General features: G+C 49.3%; 15 protein-coding genes, 1 tRNA gene and 1 pseudogene. 7 read left to right on the forward strand and 10 right to left on the reverse strand.

The window, feature by feature from the left end; genetic code table 11:
* Nucleotides 1-22: 22 nt before the first annotated feature.
* Nucleotides 23-373 carry a hypothetical protein gene (locus ACO1NT_RS09175; protein WP_449048325.1) on the reverse strand — a complete coding sequence of 117 codons (351 nt, stop codon included), beginning with the start codon at nucleotides 371-373 and terminating at the stop codon, nucleotides 23-25.
* A 135-nt stretch (nucleotides 374-508) separates the two neighbouring features.
* On the opposite strand from ACO1NT_RS09175, the gene gnd reads away from it, so the two are divergent.
* Nucleotides 509-1963 carry a decarboxylating NADP(+)-dependent phosphogluconate dehydrogenase gene (gnd, locus tag ACO1NT_RS09180; protein ID WP_449048326.1) on the forward strand — a complete coding sequence of 485 codons (1455 nt, stop codon included), beginning with the start codon at nucleotides 509-511 and terminating at the stop codon, nucleotides 1961-1963.
* Between the two features lie 62 nt (nucleotides 1964-2025).
* On the opposite strand, the gene ACO1NT_RS09185 is transcribed toward gnd, so the two are convergent.
* From ACO1NT_RS09185 to ACO1NT_RS09200, 4 genes are all read right to left on the reverse strand, one after another.
* Entirely contained in the window at nucleotides 2026-2676 is a 651-nt protein-coding gene (locus ACO1NT_RS09185) for a lipoprotein signal peptidase (RefSeq protein ID WP_449048327.1), read from the reverse strand.
* A gap of 19 nt (nucleotides 2677-2695) precedes the next feature.
* A complete protein-coding gene (locus ACO1NT_RS09190; protein WP_449048328.1) occupies nucleotides 2696-3082 on the reverse strand; it encodes a TraR/DksA family transcriptional regulator in 387 nt (128 codons plus the stop codon).
* Between the two features lie 4 nt (nucleotides 3083-3086).
* Nucleotides 3087-6500: an isoleucine--tRNA ligase gene (ileS, locus tag ACO1NT_RS09195; protein ID WP_449048329.1), complete on the reverse strand. Its 3414-nt coding sequence runs from the start codon at nucleotides 6498-6500 to the stop codon at nucleotides 3087-3089.
* A 326-nt stretch (nucleotides 6501-6826) separates the two neighbouring features.
* A complete protein-coding gene (locus ACO1NT_RS09200) occupies nucleotides 6827-7180 on the reverse strand; it encodes a HesB/IscA family protein (RefSeq protein WP_449048330.1) in 354 nt (117 codons plus the stop codon).
* A 103-nt stretch (nucleotides 7181-7283) separates the two neighbouring features.
* Between ACO1NT_RS09200 and ACO1NT_RS09205 the strand changes: the two genes are divergently transcribed.
* From ACO1NT_RS09205 to ACO1NT_RS09215, 3 genes are all read left to right on the forward strand, one after another.
* Nucleotides 7284-7811: a DUF7935 family protein gene (locus ACO1NT_RS09205; protein WP_449048331.1), complete on the forward strand. Its 528-nt coding sequence runs from the start codon at nucleotides 7284-7286 to the stop codon at nucleotides 7809-7811.
* 60 nt (nucleotides 7812-7871) lie between these two features.
* Nucleotides 7872-9143: a serine hydroxymethyltransferase gene (gene glyA / locus ACO1NT_RS09210; RefSeq protein ID WP_449048332.1), complete on the forward strand. Its 1272-nt coding sequence runs from the start codon at nucleotides 7872-7874 to the stop codon at nucleotides 9141-9143.
* A gap of 243 nt (nucleotides 9144-9386) precedes the next feature.
* The gene (locus ACO1NT_RS09215) at nucleotides 9387-9974 is read left to right on the forward strand and encodes an RNA polymerase sigma factor (RefSeq protein ID WP_449048333.1); all 588 of its coding nucleotides are present in this window, start codon (nucleotides 9387-9389) and stop codon (nucleotides 9972-9974) included.
* A gap of 5 nt (nucleotides 9975-9979) precedes the next feature.
* Here ACO1NT_RS09215 and ACO1NT_RS09220 read toward each other — a convergent pair whose 3' ends face one another.
* A complete protein-coding gene (locus ACO1NT_RS09220) occupies nucleotides 9980-10591 on the reverse strand; it encodes a 2'-5' RNA ligase family protein (protein ID WP_449048334.1) in 612 nt (203 codons plus the stop codon).
* A gap of 184 nt (nucleotides 10592-10775) precedes the next feature.
* On the opposite strand from ACO1NT_RS09220, the gene ACO1NT_RS09225 reads away from it, so the two are divergent.
* The gene (locus ACO1NT_RS09225) at nucleotides 10776-12779 is read left to right on the forward strand and encodes a tetratricopeptide repeat-containing sensor histidine kinase (RefSeq protein WP_449048335.1); all 2004 of its coding nucleotides are present in this window, start codon (nucleotides 10776-10778) and stop codon (nucleotides 12777-12779) included.
* Nucleotides 12780-12783: 4 nt separating this feature from the next.
* On the forward strand, nucleotides 12784-13398 hold the full coding sequence (locus ACO1NT_RS09230) for a response regulator (RefSeq protein ID WP_449048336.1): 615 nt from the start codon (nucleotides 12784-12786) through the stop codon (nucleotides 13396-13398).
* A 41-nt stretch (nucleotides 13399-13439) separates the two neighbouring features.
* Here the strand turns inward: ACO1NT_RS09230 and ACO1NT_RS09235 are convergent.
* The 4 genes from ACO1NT_RS09235 to ACO1NT_RS09250 form a co-directional block, all read right to left on the reverse strand.
* Nucleotides 13440-13516: transfer RNA gene (locus ACO1NT_RS09235), tRNA-Asp, on the reverse strand.
* 66 nt (nucleotides 13517-13582) lie between these two features.
* Nucleotides 13583-14656 (reverse strand): peptide chain release factor 1, encoded by a 1074-nt coding sequence (gene prfA / locus ACO1NT_RS09240; protein WP_449048337.1) that lies wholly within the window; start codon nucleotides 14654-14656, stop codon nucleotides 13583-13585.
* 159 nt (nucleotides 14657-14815) lie between these two features.
* Complete coding sequence (locus tag ACO1NT_RS09245) at nucleotides 14816-15145, reverse strand: DMT family transporter (RefSeq protein ID WP_449048338.1); 330 nt, start codon at nucleotides 15143-15145, stop codon at nucleotides 14816-14818.
* A gap of 15 nt (nucleotides 15146-15160) precedes the next feature.
* Nucleotides 15161-15910, reverse strand: coding sequence for a UDP-2,3-diacylglucosamine diphosphatase (locus ACO1NT_RS09250; RefSeq protein ID WP_449048339.1), 750 nt, complete (start codon nucleotides 15908-15910; stop codon nucleotides 15161-15163).
* 67 nt (nucleotides 15911-15977) lie between these two features.
* Between ACO1NT_RS09250 and ACO1NT_RS09255 the strand changes: the two are divergent.
* A pseudogene (locus tag ACO1NT_RS09255) lies at nucleotides 15978-16216 on the forward strand (S9 family peptidase); the annotation flags it as partial.

The raw sequence follows: 16216 nt of genomic DNA on the forward strand, positions 1-16216 counted from the left end.
GCGGCTAGGGTATGCCTATTATTTATATTTCTTCTTCGGCTTTCCGCTGGGCCGCTTCCACGGTACGGCGTGCTTTATTTAAACCGCTCTTTGCTACTTGGTCGGCTTTTTTAACCGCAGCCCGACCTTTGCTTTTGGCCTGTGAGCGAAGGGTATCTATTTCGTCCGTGGCACGATTGGCTATTTCCGAGGCCTTACGGATACCCTCTTTCGTCGTTTTCCGGATGGACTTGCTGAGTTCACGTATACCATCACTTGCGCGGTCCATTTGCCTACGCCCTTCTTTGGTGCCCAATAACAACCAAGCTACCGTACCGGCGGCAAGTCCTACCAATGCGTATGTTACAATGCTGTTTTTCGTGTTCATCTTCATTTCCTTTCTGTTGAGCTTTTCGTTCGCTGTTATTATTTCGTTCGCTGTTTTTATAAGGTATGAACAACATTTTTCCCTTTTTGTTTTTTTCCTGCAGGTGAAAGTATAACTTTGGGAACAAAAAAGGAATAAGATATGCAAGAGAAATCGGATATAGGCGTTATCGGCATCGCCGTGATGGGTGAAAACCTCATTCTCAACATGGAGAGCAAAGGATTCCACGTGTCGGCTTACAACCGCACCGTGGATAAGGTAGAACGTTTTGTGAACGGTAGGGCTAAAGGGAAAAACATCTACGGCGCGACTTCTATCGAAGACCTGATCGGCTCGTTGAAAACCCCGCGTAAAGTCATGTTGATGGTGAAAGCGGGCAAGCCTGTAGACGACTTCATCGAGTTATTGATTCCGCACCTGGAACCGGGCGACATCATTATCGATGGTGGCAACTCCCATTTCCCCGACACCGAACGGCGTGTACAATATGTGGAAAGCAAAGGGCTGTTGTATGTGGGTACCGGCGTGTCCGGTGGTGAGGAAGGGGCATTATTGGGGCCATCCATCATGCCGGGTGGCTCGAAAGCTGCTTGGCCCGCGATTCAGCCGATCTTCCAATCGATTGCTGCGAAAGTGGCAGACGGCACCCCGTGCTGTGATTGGGTAGGAGACGGGGGGGCAGGCCACTTCGTAAAGATGGTGCACAACGGCATCGAATATGGCGACATGCAGTTAATCAACGAGACGTACCACATCATGAAAGATGTGCTGGGTATGACCGCCGGCGAGATGCATGAGGTATTTAAAGAATGGAACGAGGGCGAACTGGATAGTTACCTGATTGAAATTACCCGCGATATCCTTGCATTCAAAGATGAAGATGGGCTCCCATTGGTGGATAAAATCCTGGATACTGCTGGGCAGAAAGGCACAGGTAAATGGACCGGCACGGTAGCCCTTGATCTAGGCGTGCCCCTTACGCTGATTGCGGAATCCGTATTCGCGCGTTGCCTTTCGGCATTGAAAGAGGAACGTGTAGCGGCGTCGAAAGTATTGCAGGGGCCAACGCCGTCGTTTGCGGGCGATCGGCAGGCATTTATCAGTGATTTGCGCGACGCCCTATATGCTGCAAAGGTGATTTCTTATGCGCAGGGCTACCAAATGATGGCGGTAGCTGCCAAAGAGTATGGTTGGAAGCTGAATTACGGCAGTATTGCCCTCATGTGGCGCGAAGGTTGTATTATCCGGTCGGCATTTCTGGGTAAGATCAAAGAGGCATTCGATAAGAACCCCGATCTGCAGAACCTGATCCTGGACGACTTTTTCAAAGACAAGATACAAGCCGCGCAGGGCGGCTGGCGGAAGGTAGTGGCCACGGCCATTACGAACGGTATACCGGTACCTTGCCTAAGTGCTGGATTGATTTATTACGATGGGTACCGTTGCGAACGCCTGCCCGCGAATCTATTGCAGGCGCAACGTGATTATTTTGGCGCCCATACCTATGAGCGGCTCGATAAACCCCGCGGTGAGTTTTTCCACACGAACTGGACGGGCAGGGGGGGCGAAACATCGTCCACGACATACGATGTGTAGAAAAGAAAAAATAGAAAAGAAAAAGCGGCTTTTTGCCGCTTTTTTTATGATGTTACTACGTATTAATCTTCGATGATTTCGCTGTTGTAGCTCTCGGGGTCTATCACCTCTTCCTTAAAGTAACGCTTTTGATAAATCAGGATAAGCGCGACACCAACGGTGATGGCCGAGTCGGCAATATTGAATACCGGCCTAAAAAACAGAAAATCCTCACCGCCCCAAATGGGAAACCAAGCTGGGAAATCGCCCTTGATGATGGGGAAATACAGCATATCTACCACTTTGCCATGGAGCAAACTTGAATAACCACCTGCCGCTGGGAACAGGCTGGCTTTTTCGAACCACGTGCTCTCACTGAAGATGAGGCCATAAAAGGTAGAATCAATGATGTTGCCCATTGCGCCGGCAAAAATCAACGCTACATTGAGAATAAAGCCACGGTGGTACTTTTTCCTGACCATGTAATGCAAGCCGTATGCGATGCCGATCACAGCGGCGATTCGGAAAAGCGACAGTGCGAGCTTGCCGGCTTCACCCCCAAACTCCAGTCCGAACGCCATGCCGTTATTCTCGGTAAAATGGATGATGAACCAATCGCCGAGAATCTTATATTCCTGCCCCAGGGTCATGTTCAGTTTAATCCAGAATTTGGAAAGCTGATCTACCAAGAGTACCGAGGCAATCAATATCAAAGGTTTGGTATAGCCTTTCATCGTATACGCCGGAAGCTATTTAGTATTGTTTCAGTTTTGCTTCCATGCTCAGCGTCGTGTGGGGTACGGCACGGAGGCGTTCTTTTTGAATTAGCTTGCCGGTCTCGCGGCAAATACCGTATGTTTTGTTCTCGATGCGAACCAATGCGGCCTCCAGATTATCGATAAATTTCTTTTGGCGTGCTGCCAATTGGTTGGTCTGCTCTTTTTCCAGGGTTGCAGAACCATCTTCCAACGTTTTGAATGTGCCTGCCGTATCGTCAGTACCATTGCCATTACTGCTGTTCAGTGTCTTGGTCAAGGCCGAAAGCTCTTCTTTGGCAACGCGTAGTTTTTCGAGGATGATCTCCTTGAATTCTTGCAGTTCCGCATCGCTATAACGTGTCTTTTCGTTGCTATTTGCCATAATTTTAAACTTTTTCGATTAATACATTCAATTCCTTTTCCGCAATCTCTATCGTATCACCGGTAATAAGGTTACCCTCAAATATCAAAGAGTCTGCCAATATCTCGGTGCGAATATAAGATAAATTACCTGTTGCGGCTTCCGTAATGTCGGGAACGTCGCTTAAGCTTACTTTTATTCGGTCGGTTACTTCCAATCCGCGTTCCTTCCGCAGGTTTTGGATACGGTTAATGAGTTCGCGTGAAATACCTTCCTTTTTCAGGGCTGGCGTAATGCTGATATCCAACGCCACGGTAAGCCGACCGAGGTTGGCGACCTGCCAACCGGAAACATCTTCGGCAATGATGTCTACATCGGCCAACTGGATGGTGTAGGGCGTGTTGGCGAGGGTGATCGTACCTTCGTCTTCAAGTTTTGCGATTTCCTCGGCAGTAAATGCCTGGATCGCCGCGGCTACCGTTTTCATGTCCTTGCCAACTTTGGGTCCCAGGACCTTGAAATTGGGCTTTATCTTTTTCTTGACCAAACCCGACGTGTCGGCGATGAACTCGATTTCCTTGATGTTTGTTTCAGAAAGGATGAGTGCCGCCACTTGATCCACTTGCTGTTGGAACCTATCGTTCAATACGGGAAGCAGGATTTTCTGCAAGGGTTGGCGCACGTTGATGCCCGTTTTCTTACGTAAAGATAAGGTGAGTGAGGAGATGTCTTGCGCGAGCGCCATCCGTTCTTCCAACTCACTGTCGACCAGCTCCGCCTGATAAGCGGGGAAATCGGCCAAGTGCACCGATTCGGCCACTTCTTTCCCCGTTACGCTGTTCAAGTCGAGGTAAAGCCTGTCGCTGAAAAACGGTGCGATGGGCGACATCAGTTTAGCAATGGTACAGAGACAGGTATATAGGGTTTGGTAAGCCGATATCTTGTCCTCGGTATAGTCACCTTTCCAGAAGCGTCTGCGGCAGAGCCGCACATACCAGTTGCTGAGGTGTTCATCTACAAATGCCTGGATAGCTCGAGCCGCCTTCGTCGGTTCGAAATCAGCGTAATTGCCGTCTACTTCGCGTGTTAGCGTGTTAAGGAGCGATATGATCCAACGGTCGATCTCCGGGCGTTGGTCAATCGCCAAGTCGGGCTCTTTGTATTCGAATTTGTCGATATTGGCATATAAGGCAAAGAACGCATACGTATTATACAAAGTGCCGAAAAATTTCCGGCGTACTTCATCGAGTCCTTCGGCATTGAACTTCAGGTTGTCCCAAGGTGCAGCATTGCTGATCATGTACCAGCGCGTGGCGTCGGCGCTATAGGTCTCGATGGTACGGAAAGGGTCCACGGCATTACCGTGCCGCTTCGACATCTTATTGCCATTTTTATCCAATACCAATCCGTTGGAAACCACATTCTTGAAAGCGACCGAATGCCGGAGCATGGTGGATATGGCGTGGAGCGTAAAAAACCACCCACGCGTCTGGTCCACCCCTTCGGCAATGAAGTCGGCAGGATAGGCCCCGTCGAATCCAGGGTTGAACGGTGTTTTGTCACCAGCAGCCAATTTTCCCTGGTCTAACCCCCATTGGGCAAAAGGCATGGCGCCACTATCAAACCACACGTCGATGAGGTCGGGTTCGCGGTAAAGTTTCTGGCCGGTTTCAGATACGAGTACCAGTTCATCAACGTACGGGCGGTGTAAATCCAATTGATCGGTGCCGAACCTACCCAGGTATTCCCTCAGCGTATCTTTCTCTCGCTCATGGAGTACGTCCGAAGCCAAACTCTGTTCGATCCATGCTTTCAACTCCGCTATGGAGCCAATGCATATCGCCTCATTTTCGTTCTCGCTGCGCCAAATGGGTAGGGGCGTGCCCCAGTAGCGAGAGCGTGAAAGGTTCCAGTCGACCAAGTTCTCCAGCCAATTGCCGAAGCGACCCGTTCCAGTCGATTCCGGTTTCCAGTTAATGGTTTTATTGAGGGCCACCAACTCGTCTTTCACGGCCGTTGTGCGGATGAACCAGCTGTCTAACGGATAGTACAACACCGGTTTGTCCGTGCGCCAGCAATGGGGGTAGCTGTGTTCGTATTTCTTTACCTCAAAAGCCTTGTTTTCTTCTTTCAATTTGATGGCGATAAGCACATCGGTAGGTTTGAACCCGTCTGCCGCCCGTTCCTCGTCACTGTAGAATTCTTCTTTCACAAACCTGCCGCCGAATTCGCCTATTTCCTCAACGAACTTACCCCGTCTGTCTACGATGGGGACATCCTTTCCGTTTTCGTCTTTAACGAATACACCCGGAATGTCGTTTTCCTTGCTGACACGAAAGTCGTCTGCCCCGAATGTCGCCGATGAGTGCACGATACCGGTACCGTCTTCGGTGGTAACGAAATCGCCGGAAATGACGCGGAAGGCGTTTTGTTCCAACTCTTCGTTGGTGACGTAAGGTAGCAGCTGGTGGTATTTGAGGTTAACCAGTTCCGCTCCGGAAAACTCCGCCCGGACTTCCCAGGGGATGACCTTATCGTTACGGTGGTAGTCTTTCAAAGGGATTTGTTGGCCTTCGGGTTTGAAAAAACGGCCCACGAGGTCTTTGGCCAACACCACGCTTACCGGTTCAAACGTATAGGGGTTGAACGTACGGATTTTTACATAGCGTATATCTTTACCCACGACCAACGCACTGTTAGCCGGCAGTGTCCACGGCGTAGTTGTCCATGCGATAAAGGCTGTGTCTTCGTTTTCCTCTTCAAAAAGCGTTGCCATGGCGGCGTGTACCTGGTTCTTTTTGATCCGGAATTCAGCAACGATGGTGGTGTCTTTTAGCGGCTTGTATGTGCCCGGCTGATTGAGCTCATGCGAACTCAGTCCGGTACCGGCCGCTGGCGAGTAAGGTTGGATGGTATATCCTTTATACAGCAGCCCTTTATTATATAGTTCTTTCAATATCCACCACAGGGTCTCGATATATTCATTCTCATAGGTGATGTACGGGTTCTCGAGGTCTACCCAATACCCCATTTTTTCGGTAAGGTCGTTCCATACATCCGTGTATTTCATTACTTCCCGACGGCAGGCAGCGTTGTAGTCGGCCACGGAAATCGTCTTGCCGATATCCTCTTTGGTAATGCCAAGTGTTTTTTCGACAGCCAGTTCAATGGGCAGGCCATGCGTGTCCCAGCCGCCTTTGCGCTTTACCTGGTAGCCTTTCAGTGTTTTATAGCGGCAGAATATATCCTTAATGGCACGCGCCATCACGTGATGGATGCCGGGCATCCCGTTGGCGGAGGGAGGGCCCTCGTAAAACGTATAAGGCCTGCTTGCCGGACGGGAAGTGACACTTTTTTCGAAGATATTTTCCCGTTGCCAGTAAGTCAGTATTTCTTTGCCGATTTTTGATAAATCCAGCTGCTTGTATTCCTTGTACATCAATTGTTTGTGTTCGAAAATGAGGATGCAAAGATAAGGAATAAGTACGAAAGGAAAAAGGAAAGGCTACCCTTCGCTTACACTTTCCATACCCCTTCTTTACTTATGTGGTAAGGAATAAGTAAGGAATAAGTAAGGAATAGGTAAGGAAATGGTAAGCGAGAAGTAAGGAAATGGTAAAGCATGGGTAAATAAAAGGTAGCGGAGTGGTAAGGGCACGGTAAGCCTGCCCTATGGAAAAGGTATGCCGTAAGTAGAAAAAATAAGGCTATGGCCTTTTATGTGTGCGGTTTATAACGTAAAGTACAGGAAAATAGACTCGTGTGTTACGCCGAGAAGGACGATCCGCAGCCACATGTGCTTTCGGCGTTGGGGTTGTTGAATATAAACCCACGGGCATCCAAGCCGTTTTTGAAATCAATTTCCATCCCGGCCAAGTACAGTCCATGCGCTTTGTTCATAAACACACGTATCCCCTCGATTTCATATTCGGAGTCCCCGTCTTTTTTCTGGTCAAACCCCAAAATATAGTTCATGCCAGCGCACCCACCGCCTTCAACGCCCACACGCAGGCCGAAATCTTCCGATATCTCTTGTTGTTCCTTCAGCTTCTTGAGTTCCTGAACAGCGCCGGGGGTCAATGTCAGTGGTGCGGTAGGTAATTGTGTTGCTATGCTCATCTTCTTGGTGATTAAATTCGTTCAACCCATGCAAAAATACATAAATAATCGCCACTTTTGCACGGTAATGGGGATTTTTACGTTCCACCAACAAACGGAATAGATGGATATTGCTTCTTTTTCTCTTGATCTTTTCAAGTATATATTGGCAGGATGTGTCGTGGCTGCCGCAGCCAATTGGATGTTTTGGGCAAAATACAACAGCCATGCTTTCAGACTTAAGACCATGGAGGCGAGACAAGCGGCAACAAGGGATGTGCGATCCTTGCGGTTACAGGCATATGAAAGGTTAGTGCTGCTGGTCGAGCGGATAAACCCTGTCCATGCTGCTGTACGGTTGTACCGTCCCGATTTGGACGCGGCGGCGTTTGAGCGCCTCCTGATCGAAGAGATCCGCGCAGAGTACCAACATAACATCACACAGCAGCTATATGTGAGTGATTCGGCTTGGTCCGTTACCGAGCGGGTAAAGGACAATACCATAGCCCTTATCCGCAATGCGGGTGCCGGGCTACCTGCCGGTGCCACCGCCAAGGAACTCAGTACCGTGCTGTTGGCCCATATCGCCGCGTTGGATGAAAACCCATATGATTCGGCACTAAAAAGCATCAAAAATCAGTTGGTGGGTTGAATATTGCGTTCAAGTTTATATCTTTGCGCAACTTTTTAACATTCAATTCTTTGTACCACAATGAGAAGGGACGAAACCATATTTAAGTTAATCAACCAAGAGCTCAAGCGCCAAGAAGAAGGCATCGAACTCATTGCATCAGAAAACTTCGTGAGCCGGCAAGTAATGGAAGCCGCGGGCTCGGTGTTGACCAATAAATATGCCGAAGGCTTACCGGGTAAACGCTACTATGGTGGTTGCGAGGTCGTTGACGAAGTGGAGACGATTGCTATCGAGCGGGCTAAGCAGCTCTTCAATGCCGAATGGGTGAATGTACAGCCCCACTCCGGTGCGCAGGCCAACGCCGCCGTATTTCTGGCGCTGTTGCAACCCGGCGATAAGATCCTGGGTTTCGACCTCTCGCATGGTGGGCACCTTACCCACGGCTCACCGGTTAACTTCTCTGGGAAATTATACCAACCGTTGTTTTATGGCGTGGATAGGGAGACCGGCCTGATTGATTACAAGCAGTTGGAAGAGGTGGCATTGCAAGAAAAACCCAAGGTAATCATCTGCGGGGCTTCGGCGTATTCCCGCGATTGGGACTATGCTTTTATCCGCAAGGTGGCCGACGAGATCGGGGCATTGGTGGTGGCCGATATATCGCATCCGGCAGGCCTCATTGCCCGTGGGTTACTCGGCGATCCGCTGCCGCATTGCCACGTGGTGACCACCACCACCCACAAAACGTTGCGGGGCCCACGGGGCGGCCTTATCATGGTTGGCAAGGACTTCGAGAACCCATGGGGTATCAAAACGCCGAAAGGTGAAATCCGGAGCATTACCTCGCTGCTTGATCTAGCCGTTTTCCCAGGTACACAAGGCGGGCCGTTGGAGCATATCATTGCGGCCAAAGCAATCGCGTTTGGCGAAGCGCTGAGTGAAGACTACATGGAATATATCATCCAGGTGAAGAAAAATGCAGCGACGCTGGCACAAGCGTTTGTGAATAAAGATTACAACATCATATCGGGCGGAACGGAAAACCATCTGATGCTTATCGATCTCCGCAACAAAGGGATCAGTGGCAAGGCGGCTGAAGCGGCGCTGGGCAAGGCCGGAATTACCATCAACAAGAACATGGTGCCGTTTGACGATAGGTCACCGTTCGTTACGTCGGGTATACGGCTCGGCACGGCGGCGATTACGACACGGGGCCTTCAAGAAGACCAGATGCTGGAGATTGCCGAGATGATTGATGTGGCATTGTTGAAACACGACGATGATACAGCATTGGACAAGATACATAACAAGGTAAAGGCCTTGATGGCAGAATATCCGTTGTATAAATAGATATCCGGCGTTACATAGAAAAGGCCTTGTTCCGCGAAATGGCGGACAAGGCCCTTTTTGTTACACGGGAATGCAAGAACCGTTAGAAAAAAGCGAAATTCGAACAAAAGCTTTGAAATGCTGAAAATTTTCCTTTTTTTTGACGAGGTTACACACTTATTAAAAGAGCTACTATAGGAAATACGACTACAAGAAAGAGATTACTTATTTGTTGAAAATAGTAAAAAGCGGGAGTAGCGTATTATGAAGCTTGAACAACGAACCGACCGGGAGCTCATCCGTATGTATGTGGCGGGTAAGGAAGCAGGGCTCGAGATTTTGATTGACCGATACAAGGCCAAACTATATACATCCATTTATTTATTGGTAAAAGACGAAAGTCTAGCGGAGGATATTTTCCAAGATACCTTTATAAAGGTAATCAATACCCTGCGCAGTGGCCGCTATAATGAAGAAGGCAAATTCCTGCCTTGGGTGATGCGGATCGCCCATAACCTCGTTATTGATTATTACCGGAAAGAACGGCGAACACCGGTGATCGTAAACAGCGAAGGTTTCGATATTTTCGATGTGCTGCAATTTTCGGACGAAAGTGCGGAAGCAAGGATGATTCGGGAGCAGACCCATCGCGATCTGAGGCGTATGATCCAGCGCTTGCCCGACGATCAAAAAGAGGTGCTTATCATGCGTCATTATGGCGATATGAGTTTCAAGGAGATTGCTGCGGTTACCGAGGTCAGCATCAATACCGCACTCGGCCGGATGCGCTATGCCCTCAACAACCTTCGCAAAATGATGTATGGCGGTGAGGCCGCCCTACGGGCTGGGTAATTGCGTCAGGCAAACAATTTCCCTTGCATGAAAGCGGGTGATATACCTAGGAACTCAAATTTCTGAACAAGGGTGTAGGGGTGTGTGCCTATGCGGCGCCTCAATAACGTCATGTCCCGCGCCCTGAATTCGCCACGGTAATCGGTGCGGTTCCAAGCAGGCCATATAACGGCGTTTTGCGGTGGCGTGAGTTTTCTCGCAATGGTGATGTGGGGCTTGGTGATGAAACGGGCTACATGTCCTTTTACGCCGCTTACCAATGGCCGGAGTGTGCGGCGTTGTGTGGAAATCAGCTGCAGAATAGGGACGGCCGATTTCACATCCACAAATAAGGTGTGACCGAAGCTGCCAAATCCGTGTAGCTCCACATCAAAGGGCTTGGCCATATCGGCTATCCGTTGGAATTCCCTGATCATGTGCTTTTCGTAACTATCATATTGAATAAACCGCATCAATGTCATGTGGCTTTTTGAAACAATGGCGTTTGGATAACGGTACTGGTTGGTGAAATACCGCTTAAAGGCTTGTAACTGTTTCTGTACGAGTCCGCTAGGCTCAATGATTAGTAGGTACTCATACAGCTGGAGTCCGTAATGTGGGGGGCATGCCGTATTCATATATTCTAATATTTTTAGTAAAAATATATAAAATTCAGGGGATGGCAAAATTTTTTAAAAAATTACTAATAAATTTAACATATCGCTTGAGCTATATCCGGCCTCGCAGCGGGAGAAAACACGTGTTTTCGTGGATTGTTTTTTCTATTTGATGCACCTACCTTTGGGATGTGGGAGATTCTGTATGAAATGGTTTGTTGTTTTACTGATCACCAGTGTTTGGTACGTGGCCGCGTTAGCCCAGCAAGACGCACCTACGGGGAGTGCCTTTGCAGACAGTTTGGAGCGGCTTGTGCGGCAATCGCCGGATGATAGCACGAAAATCGAACGTTTGCTAGAACTGAGCTTTTATTGGTCGGACCGCGATACTTCGAAAGCGTTCGATTACATCGAAAAGGCCAAACAGATTATGGGGCCAGATCCGAATGGTTACTATCGGGGCTTGTTATGGCATCACCGTGCCAATATAATCTATGCCCATGATATGGAAAAGGCGAAATCCTATTATCTGCGCGCTGTACATCTACTGGCAGGATATGCATTTCCACGGGCTTATGTGTACCAGTCCAGGGCTTGGAATAATTACGGTACCCTGCTACAAGCCCAGGATAGTGCGGCGAAATATTTAGACATTATTATCGAGCGGGCCTTACCTTACTCGCGTATGGCCGGGGATAGCAGTGCGGTAAGCCAGCATCTACAGAACATCGGCTTGATACTTGCCAACCTCCAAGATTTCGAATCGGCCGCCCATTATTACAAGGAGGCCATGCATACGCTGTCGAAATTCGAGAAGGCATATGAAAATAAACTAACGGTATATGTCAACGCTGCGAAAAACGAGATGAATCTAGGCAATATCGATCAAGCAAAAACCTATCTCGATAGTGCTGGGATACAGTTGGAGGCCGTACCCCATTCTACCTATGCCCCATATTATTACCGTACGGTAGGAGTTTATTTTCGGAAGCTAAAAGACAAAAACCGTGCATTGGAAAGTTTTCACCGGGGGATAACGATAGCGGAAGACTTGTTGGACGACTTTGCCCAACGCGACCTTTATTTTGAAATATATGCCACCTATCGGGATTGGGGCGAGTACGCGAATGCAAAGAAATACCTGGCCATAGCGAACACACACGCGCCCAATACCGTTGTAGAGAACCGATTATTGAATGCCCGAGAAATGGCCAAAACAGAGTATCATCTTGGCAATTACAAAGCAGCGTTCGAGCAGATGCAGGATTATGCGTTAGCTAAAGATTCATTGTTGGAGAGCGAAACCGCGTTGAAAATTCTTAATCTCGAAAAAAGATTCCAGACCGTGGAGCAGGAAAATGAAATCCTGAAGCTGCAGGATGCTAACCGGAGGCAGCAGTCAGCAATCGATAGAAACAGGCTTTGGATCATGTTACTCGTGGCAAGCCTCACCATCGCACTGACGATAGCCTATTTTTCTTGGAAACTGGCAAGCAGCAACCGACGCGCACTCGGCCAACAGGAAAGATTGCACGAAGAAGAATTGCTTAACCTCAAACAACAGGAGCAGCTCCGGCGATTCGATTCCATCCTCCAAAGCCAGGAAGAAGAACGGAACCGCATTTCAAGAGATCTGCACGACGGCCTGGGGGGCTTACTGGCGGGGGTGAAGCTGCGCTTGTCGGCCGTGGCTACCAAAGAGCGGGAACAGACGTCGGTGCCGAATAAAGAGGTAGAGTCGGTCATCGTCGAACTCGACCGTTCGGTCGATGAACTTCGGCGGGTAGCACGCAATTTAATGCCCGAATCGCTGTTGTATATGGGGTTGAAGCCGGCACTGGCCGATTTATGTGAATATATGGATACCCCAACTACATCAGTCAAATTCCACGGCTTCGATTTGCGGGCCACCTACCCGCAAGTGATCCTTATCGGCGTCTACCGGATTGTGCAGGAGTTGCTCAATAACGCCATCAAACACGCTCGTGCCGGCCAGATCATTGTGCAATGCGGTGAAAGCAACCAAATGCTTTCGCTGACCGTCGAAGACGACGGTTGCGGATTCAATCCGCGGGAGGTGGGGAAGAAAGGTCTGGGCGTGAAGAACGTGGAAAACAGGGTGGCGTTATTGCATGGTACGGTGGAGATCGACAGCCAACCCGGTCGTGGAACTACCGTCAACATTGAAATACCGATATTAAATGGATAGTACTATGCTGAACATCATTATCATTGATGATCACCCTGTGGTATTGCAGGGCTTTTCATTCATGCTGCAGGATATTCCTGGCATCCGGCTTACGGAAACTTTTACGGATGCGGATAACGGGCTGGTTTATATCGGGCGGGAGGCGGTTGATATCGTACTACTGGATATCAATATGCCCGGCAAGAACGGTATCGAGGCTTGTTCGGATATACAACGGCTAAACCCAGCTTGCAAGGTCATCGCTATCAGTAATATCAATGAACATAGCATCATCCAACGCATGCTTCAGGCCGGGGCATCGGGCTACCTACTCAAGAATGCCTCGCGCGACGAAGTGGTGGATGCCATCCATCAGGTTGTTTCGGGCGAGCTGGGGCTTAGCACGAATGTGCGGGAGATCATTGACAGCGTCAAATCGGGAGACCTACCGGTGATTACGCGCCGTGAGAAAGAGGTGCTCCATTGGCTGGCGCAGGGATTAAACTCAGCAGAGATCGGCGAGAAAATCTTTATTAGCCCGCTTACCGTAGAAAGCCACCGACGTAACCTCCTTCAAAAGTTTAGAGTGACGAACGTGGCTTCGCTCATCCACAACGCGATGGAGATGAAGTATATCTAAACAAAAACGCAACCACCTTATCAGATGATTGCGTTTTAAACTGGCGGTCCGGACGGGACTCGAACCCGCGACCCCATGCGTGACAGGCATGTATTCTAACCAGCTGAACTACCGAACCTGTTTCCCTTTCGGGAATGCAAATATAGCGTGTTTTATCTATTTGCAAACAAAAATTTTAAAATAATTAAGCGGTTGCTCCCTCTTTCATTTTCTCCGCATTTTCGGCGAACTGTAAAGCATCTATAATCTCTTGAATATCACCGTCCATTACCGCCGGGAGGTTATACATGGTAAGCCCAATACGGTGCTCAGTGACCCGGCCCTGCGGATAATTATAGGTCCGGATCTTGGCGGATCGGTCGCCCGTGGAGACCATCGTCTTCCGTTTCGCCGCGATATCGCCGTGTTTTTTTTGCACTTCCAATTCGTACAGCTTCGATCGTAGCATTTCCATCGCCAACTCCCGGTTGGCAAGCTGGGAGCGTTCCACCTGGCATACCACCACGATGCCGGTCGGTTTATGGGTGAGCTGCACCTTGGTTTCCACTTTGTTTACGTTCTGGCCCCCGGCTCCGCCCGATCTGGATGTCTGCATCTCAATGTCCCCCGGATTGAGCTCCACATCCACTTCCTCAGCTTCGGGTAGCACCGCCACTGACGCCGCCGACGTGTGGACCCGGCCTTGGGTCTCCGTATCGGGCACGCGCTGCACCCGGTGTACGCCCGATTCATATTTCAATTGGCCGTAAACATCTTCCCCGGTTACTTTCAATATCACTTCCTTATAGCCACCTGCCGTACCCTCGGTTACATCCATTACCTCGGCGCGCCAACCCTTCTCCTCGAAGAAGCGTGTATACATGCGGTACAGGTCGCCCGCGAAAAGAGCGGCTTCATCGCCACCGGTGCCTCCGCGTATTTCGAGGATGGCATTTTTGGAGTCCTCAGGATCCTTAGGGATGAGCATCAAGCGTATTTCTTCTTCCTTGGCTTCTTTCTGCTCCAACAGGATATCCAACTCTTCTTTGGCCATCTCGCGCAACTCCTGGTCCTTTTCGTTGGCAAGGATGCCTTTGTTCGTATCTATATTGCTTACCATATTCTTATAGATATGGTACTGCTCCACGATTTTACCAAGATCCTTGTATTCCTTATTGAGTTGGGCGAAGCGTTTCATGTCGCTGACGGCTTCGGGGCTGCTCAATTCGCGCTCCACTTCTTCCCAGCGGTCTTTTATGGCTTTTAATTTTTCTAGCATAACAATCTATTTGTGATTTGGCCAGTTTGTTTTCACATCTATATCGAGGGCGTACAGAACCAACAAAAGTACGAGAGTGCGGAAACGCAACTGAGCAAACTGAGTGCAAAAGTACGTTTTTTTATGGTTTTCGGCCCGGTAAATTGAATGGAGCGCCTATCAATGCGATGCAACAACCTTGAGGCCAATGATGGAGCCGATGAGCGTGGTGATGAATACCAGCCGCCATAAGGTAGCGGGCTCGTGGAAGAAAATAATGCCCATCAACACCGTACCCACCGCCCCAATACCGGTCCATACCGCATAGGCCGTGCCCAAAGGGAGTGTCTGTGTAGCCTTCATCAACAAAACCATACTAGCCGTTAGACACACCGCAAAACTACCATACCACAGGTATGACGCCATGCCCGTGGTTTCTTTTGCTTTGCCCAAGCTTGTCGTAAAACCAACTTCGAAAAGGCCGGCGATGATGAGGATAATCCAGTTCATGTCAAGTCGTTGAAATCAGGTATGCCATGTTTTCAATTCCAGTTTTCCAGCATCAAATACGGCGTATGTATTGTAATTTATCCACTCGCCCAGATTGATGTACCTGCTGCCTTTTGGTAGTTCGAGATCAATCGGGAGGTGGCGATGGCCAAAGATGAAATAATCGTAATGATGGTGCTTCAACAGCTCTTTGGCGTAAACAGCCAGCCATTCGTTGGCTTCCCCCTGGAATGATTCTTGTCCGCCCGAGGCGATGCGGCTATGGGCTGACCACCGTTGCGCAATCCCGATTCCCAAATTAGGGTGCAGCCTGGCAAACAGCCATTGGCAAAACCGGCTGCGGAATATTTTTTTCAGTATTTTGTAGGTGCCATCTCCCGGGCCCAATCCGGCGCCGTGGTGTAGATAGAATGTTTTGCCATTCCGTTCAATGACCAAGTCGTTGTCGATGATCGTGGCACCAAGCTCATCTTTCAAATATCCGAACATCCACATATCGTGGTTGCCTTTAAAAAGCGTAATCTGTACCCCTGCGTCGGCCAATTCGGCCAATTTACCCAAGAAACGAATGTAACCTTTGGGCACTACCGTGGCATATTCGAACCAAAAGTCAAAGATGTCGCCCATTAGATAAAGCTCGGCTGCATCACCCTCGATCTGGTCGAGCCAATTGACGATACGCGCCTCGCGCTCCCGCGTGGCGGAACGGGGGTGTGCCCCCAAATGGAAATCGGATGCGAAATAAATCTTATCGCGTATCGGCATGCGGCCAAAAATAAGAAATTCTTGCTAGCTTTGCGTTAACTGCATACTCTCCGAAAACGAATGCACCATGAGTAAAAACTTAAAATTTATCGTATTGGCTACCATCATTACCGCCTGTCAAGACCAGAAAGCTATCCAGCCAGCGGCAGCGATCACCCTATTGCCCTACCCGGCAACAGCGAAAGGGGAAGTAACCGACAATTATTTCGGAACGGAAGTCGCCGATCCTTACCGTTGGCTCGAAAATGATACGGCAGCGGAAACCAAAGCGTGGGTAGCCGAACAGAACAAGGTGACCCAGGCCTA

It is taken from the genome of Parapedobacter sp. (assembly GCF_053550995.1).

Bases quoted from the DNA above. Each gene is read 5' to 3' on its own strand.
- ACO1NT_RS09175 (WP_449048325.1), bottom strand. From the start codon at position 373: ATGAAGATGAACACGAAAAACAGCATTGTAACATACGCATTGGTAGGA.
- gnd (WP_449048326.1), top strand. From the start codon at position 509: ATGCAAGAGAAATCGGATATAGGCGTTATCGGCATCGCCGTGATGGGT.
- ACO1NT_RS09185 (WP_449048327.1), bottom strand. From the start codon at position 2,676: ATGAAAGGCTATACCAAACCTTTGATATTGATTGCCTCGGTACTCTTG.
- ACO1NT_RS09190 (WP_449048328.1), bottom strand. From the start codon at position 3,082: ATGGCAAATAGCAACGAAAAGACACGTTATAGCGATGCGGAACTGCAA.
- ileS (WP_449048329.1), bottom strand. From the start codon at position 6,500: ATGTACAAGGAATACAAGCAGCTGGATTTATCAAAAATCGGCAAAGAA.
- ACO1NT_RS09200 (WP_449048330.1), bottom strand. From the start codon at position 7,180: ATGAGCATAGCAACACAATTACCTACCGCACCACTGACATTGACCCCC.
- ACO1NT_RS09205 (WP_449048331.1), top strand. From the start codon at position 7,284: ATGGATATTGCTTCTTTTTCTCTTGATCTTTTCAAGTATATATTGGCA.
- glyA (WP_449048332.1), top strand. From the start codon at position 7,872: ATGAGAAGGGACGAAACCATATTTAAGTTAATCAACCAAGAGCTCAAG.
- ACO1NT_RS09215 (WP_449048333.1), top strand. From the start codon at position 9,387: ATGAAGCTTGAACAACGAACCGACCGGGAGCTCATCCGTATGTATGTG.
- ACO1NT_RS09220 (WP_449048334.1), bottom strand. From the start codon at position 10,591: ATGAATACGGCATGCCCCCCACATTACGGACTCCAGCTGTATGAGTAC.
- ACO1NT_RS09225 (WP_449048335.1), top strand. From the start codon at position 10,776: ATGAAATGGTTTGTTGTTTTACTGATCACCAGTGTTTGGTACGTGGCC.
- ACO1NT_RS09230 (WP_449048336.1), top strand. From the start codon at position 12,784: ATGCTGAACATCATTATCATTGATGATCACCCTGTGGTATTGCAGGGC.
- prfA (WP_449048337.1), bottom strand. From the start codon at position 14,656: ATGCTAGAAAAATTAAAAGCCATAAAAGACCGCTGGGAAGAAGTGGAG.
- ACO1NT_RS09245 (WP_449048338.1), bottom strand. From the start codon at position 15,145: ATGAACTGGATTATCCTCATCATCGCCGGCCTTTTCGAAGTTGGTTTT.
- ACO1NT_RS09250 (WP_449048339.1), bottom strand. From the start codon at position 15,910: ATGCCGATACGCGATAAGATTTATTTCGCATCCGATTTCCATTTGGGG.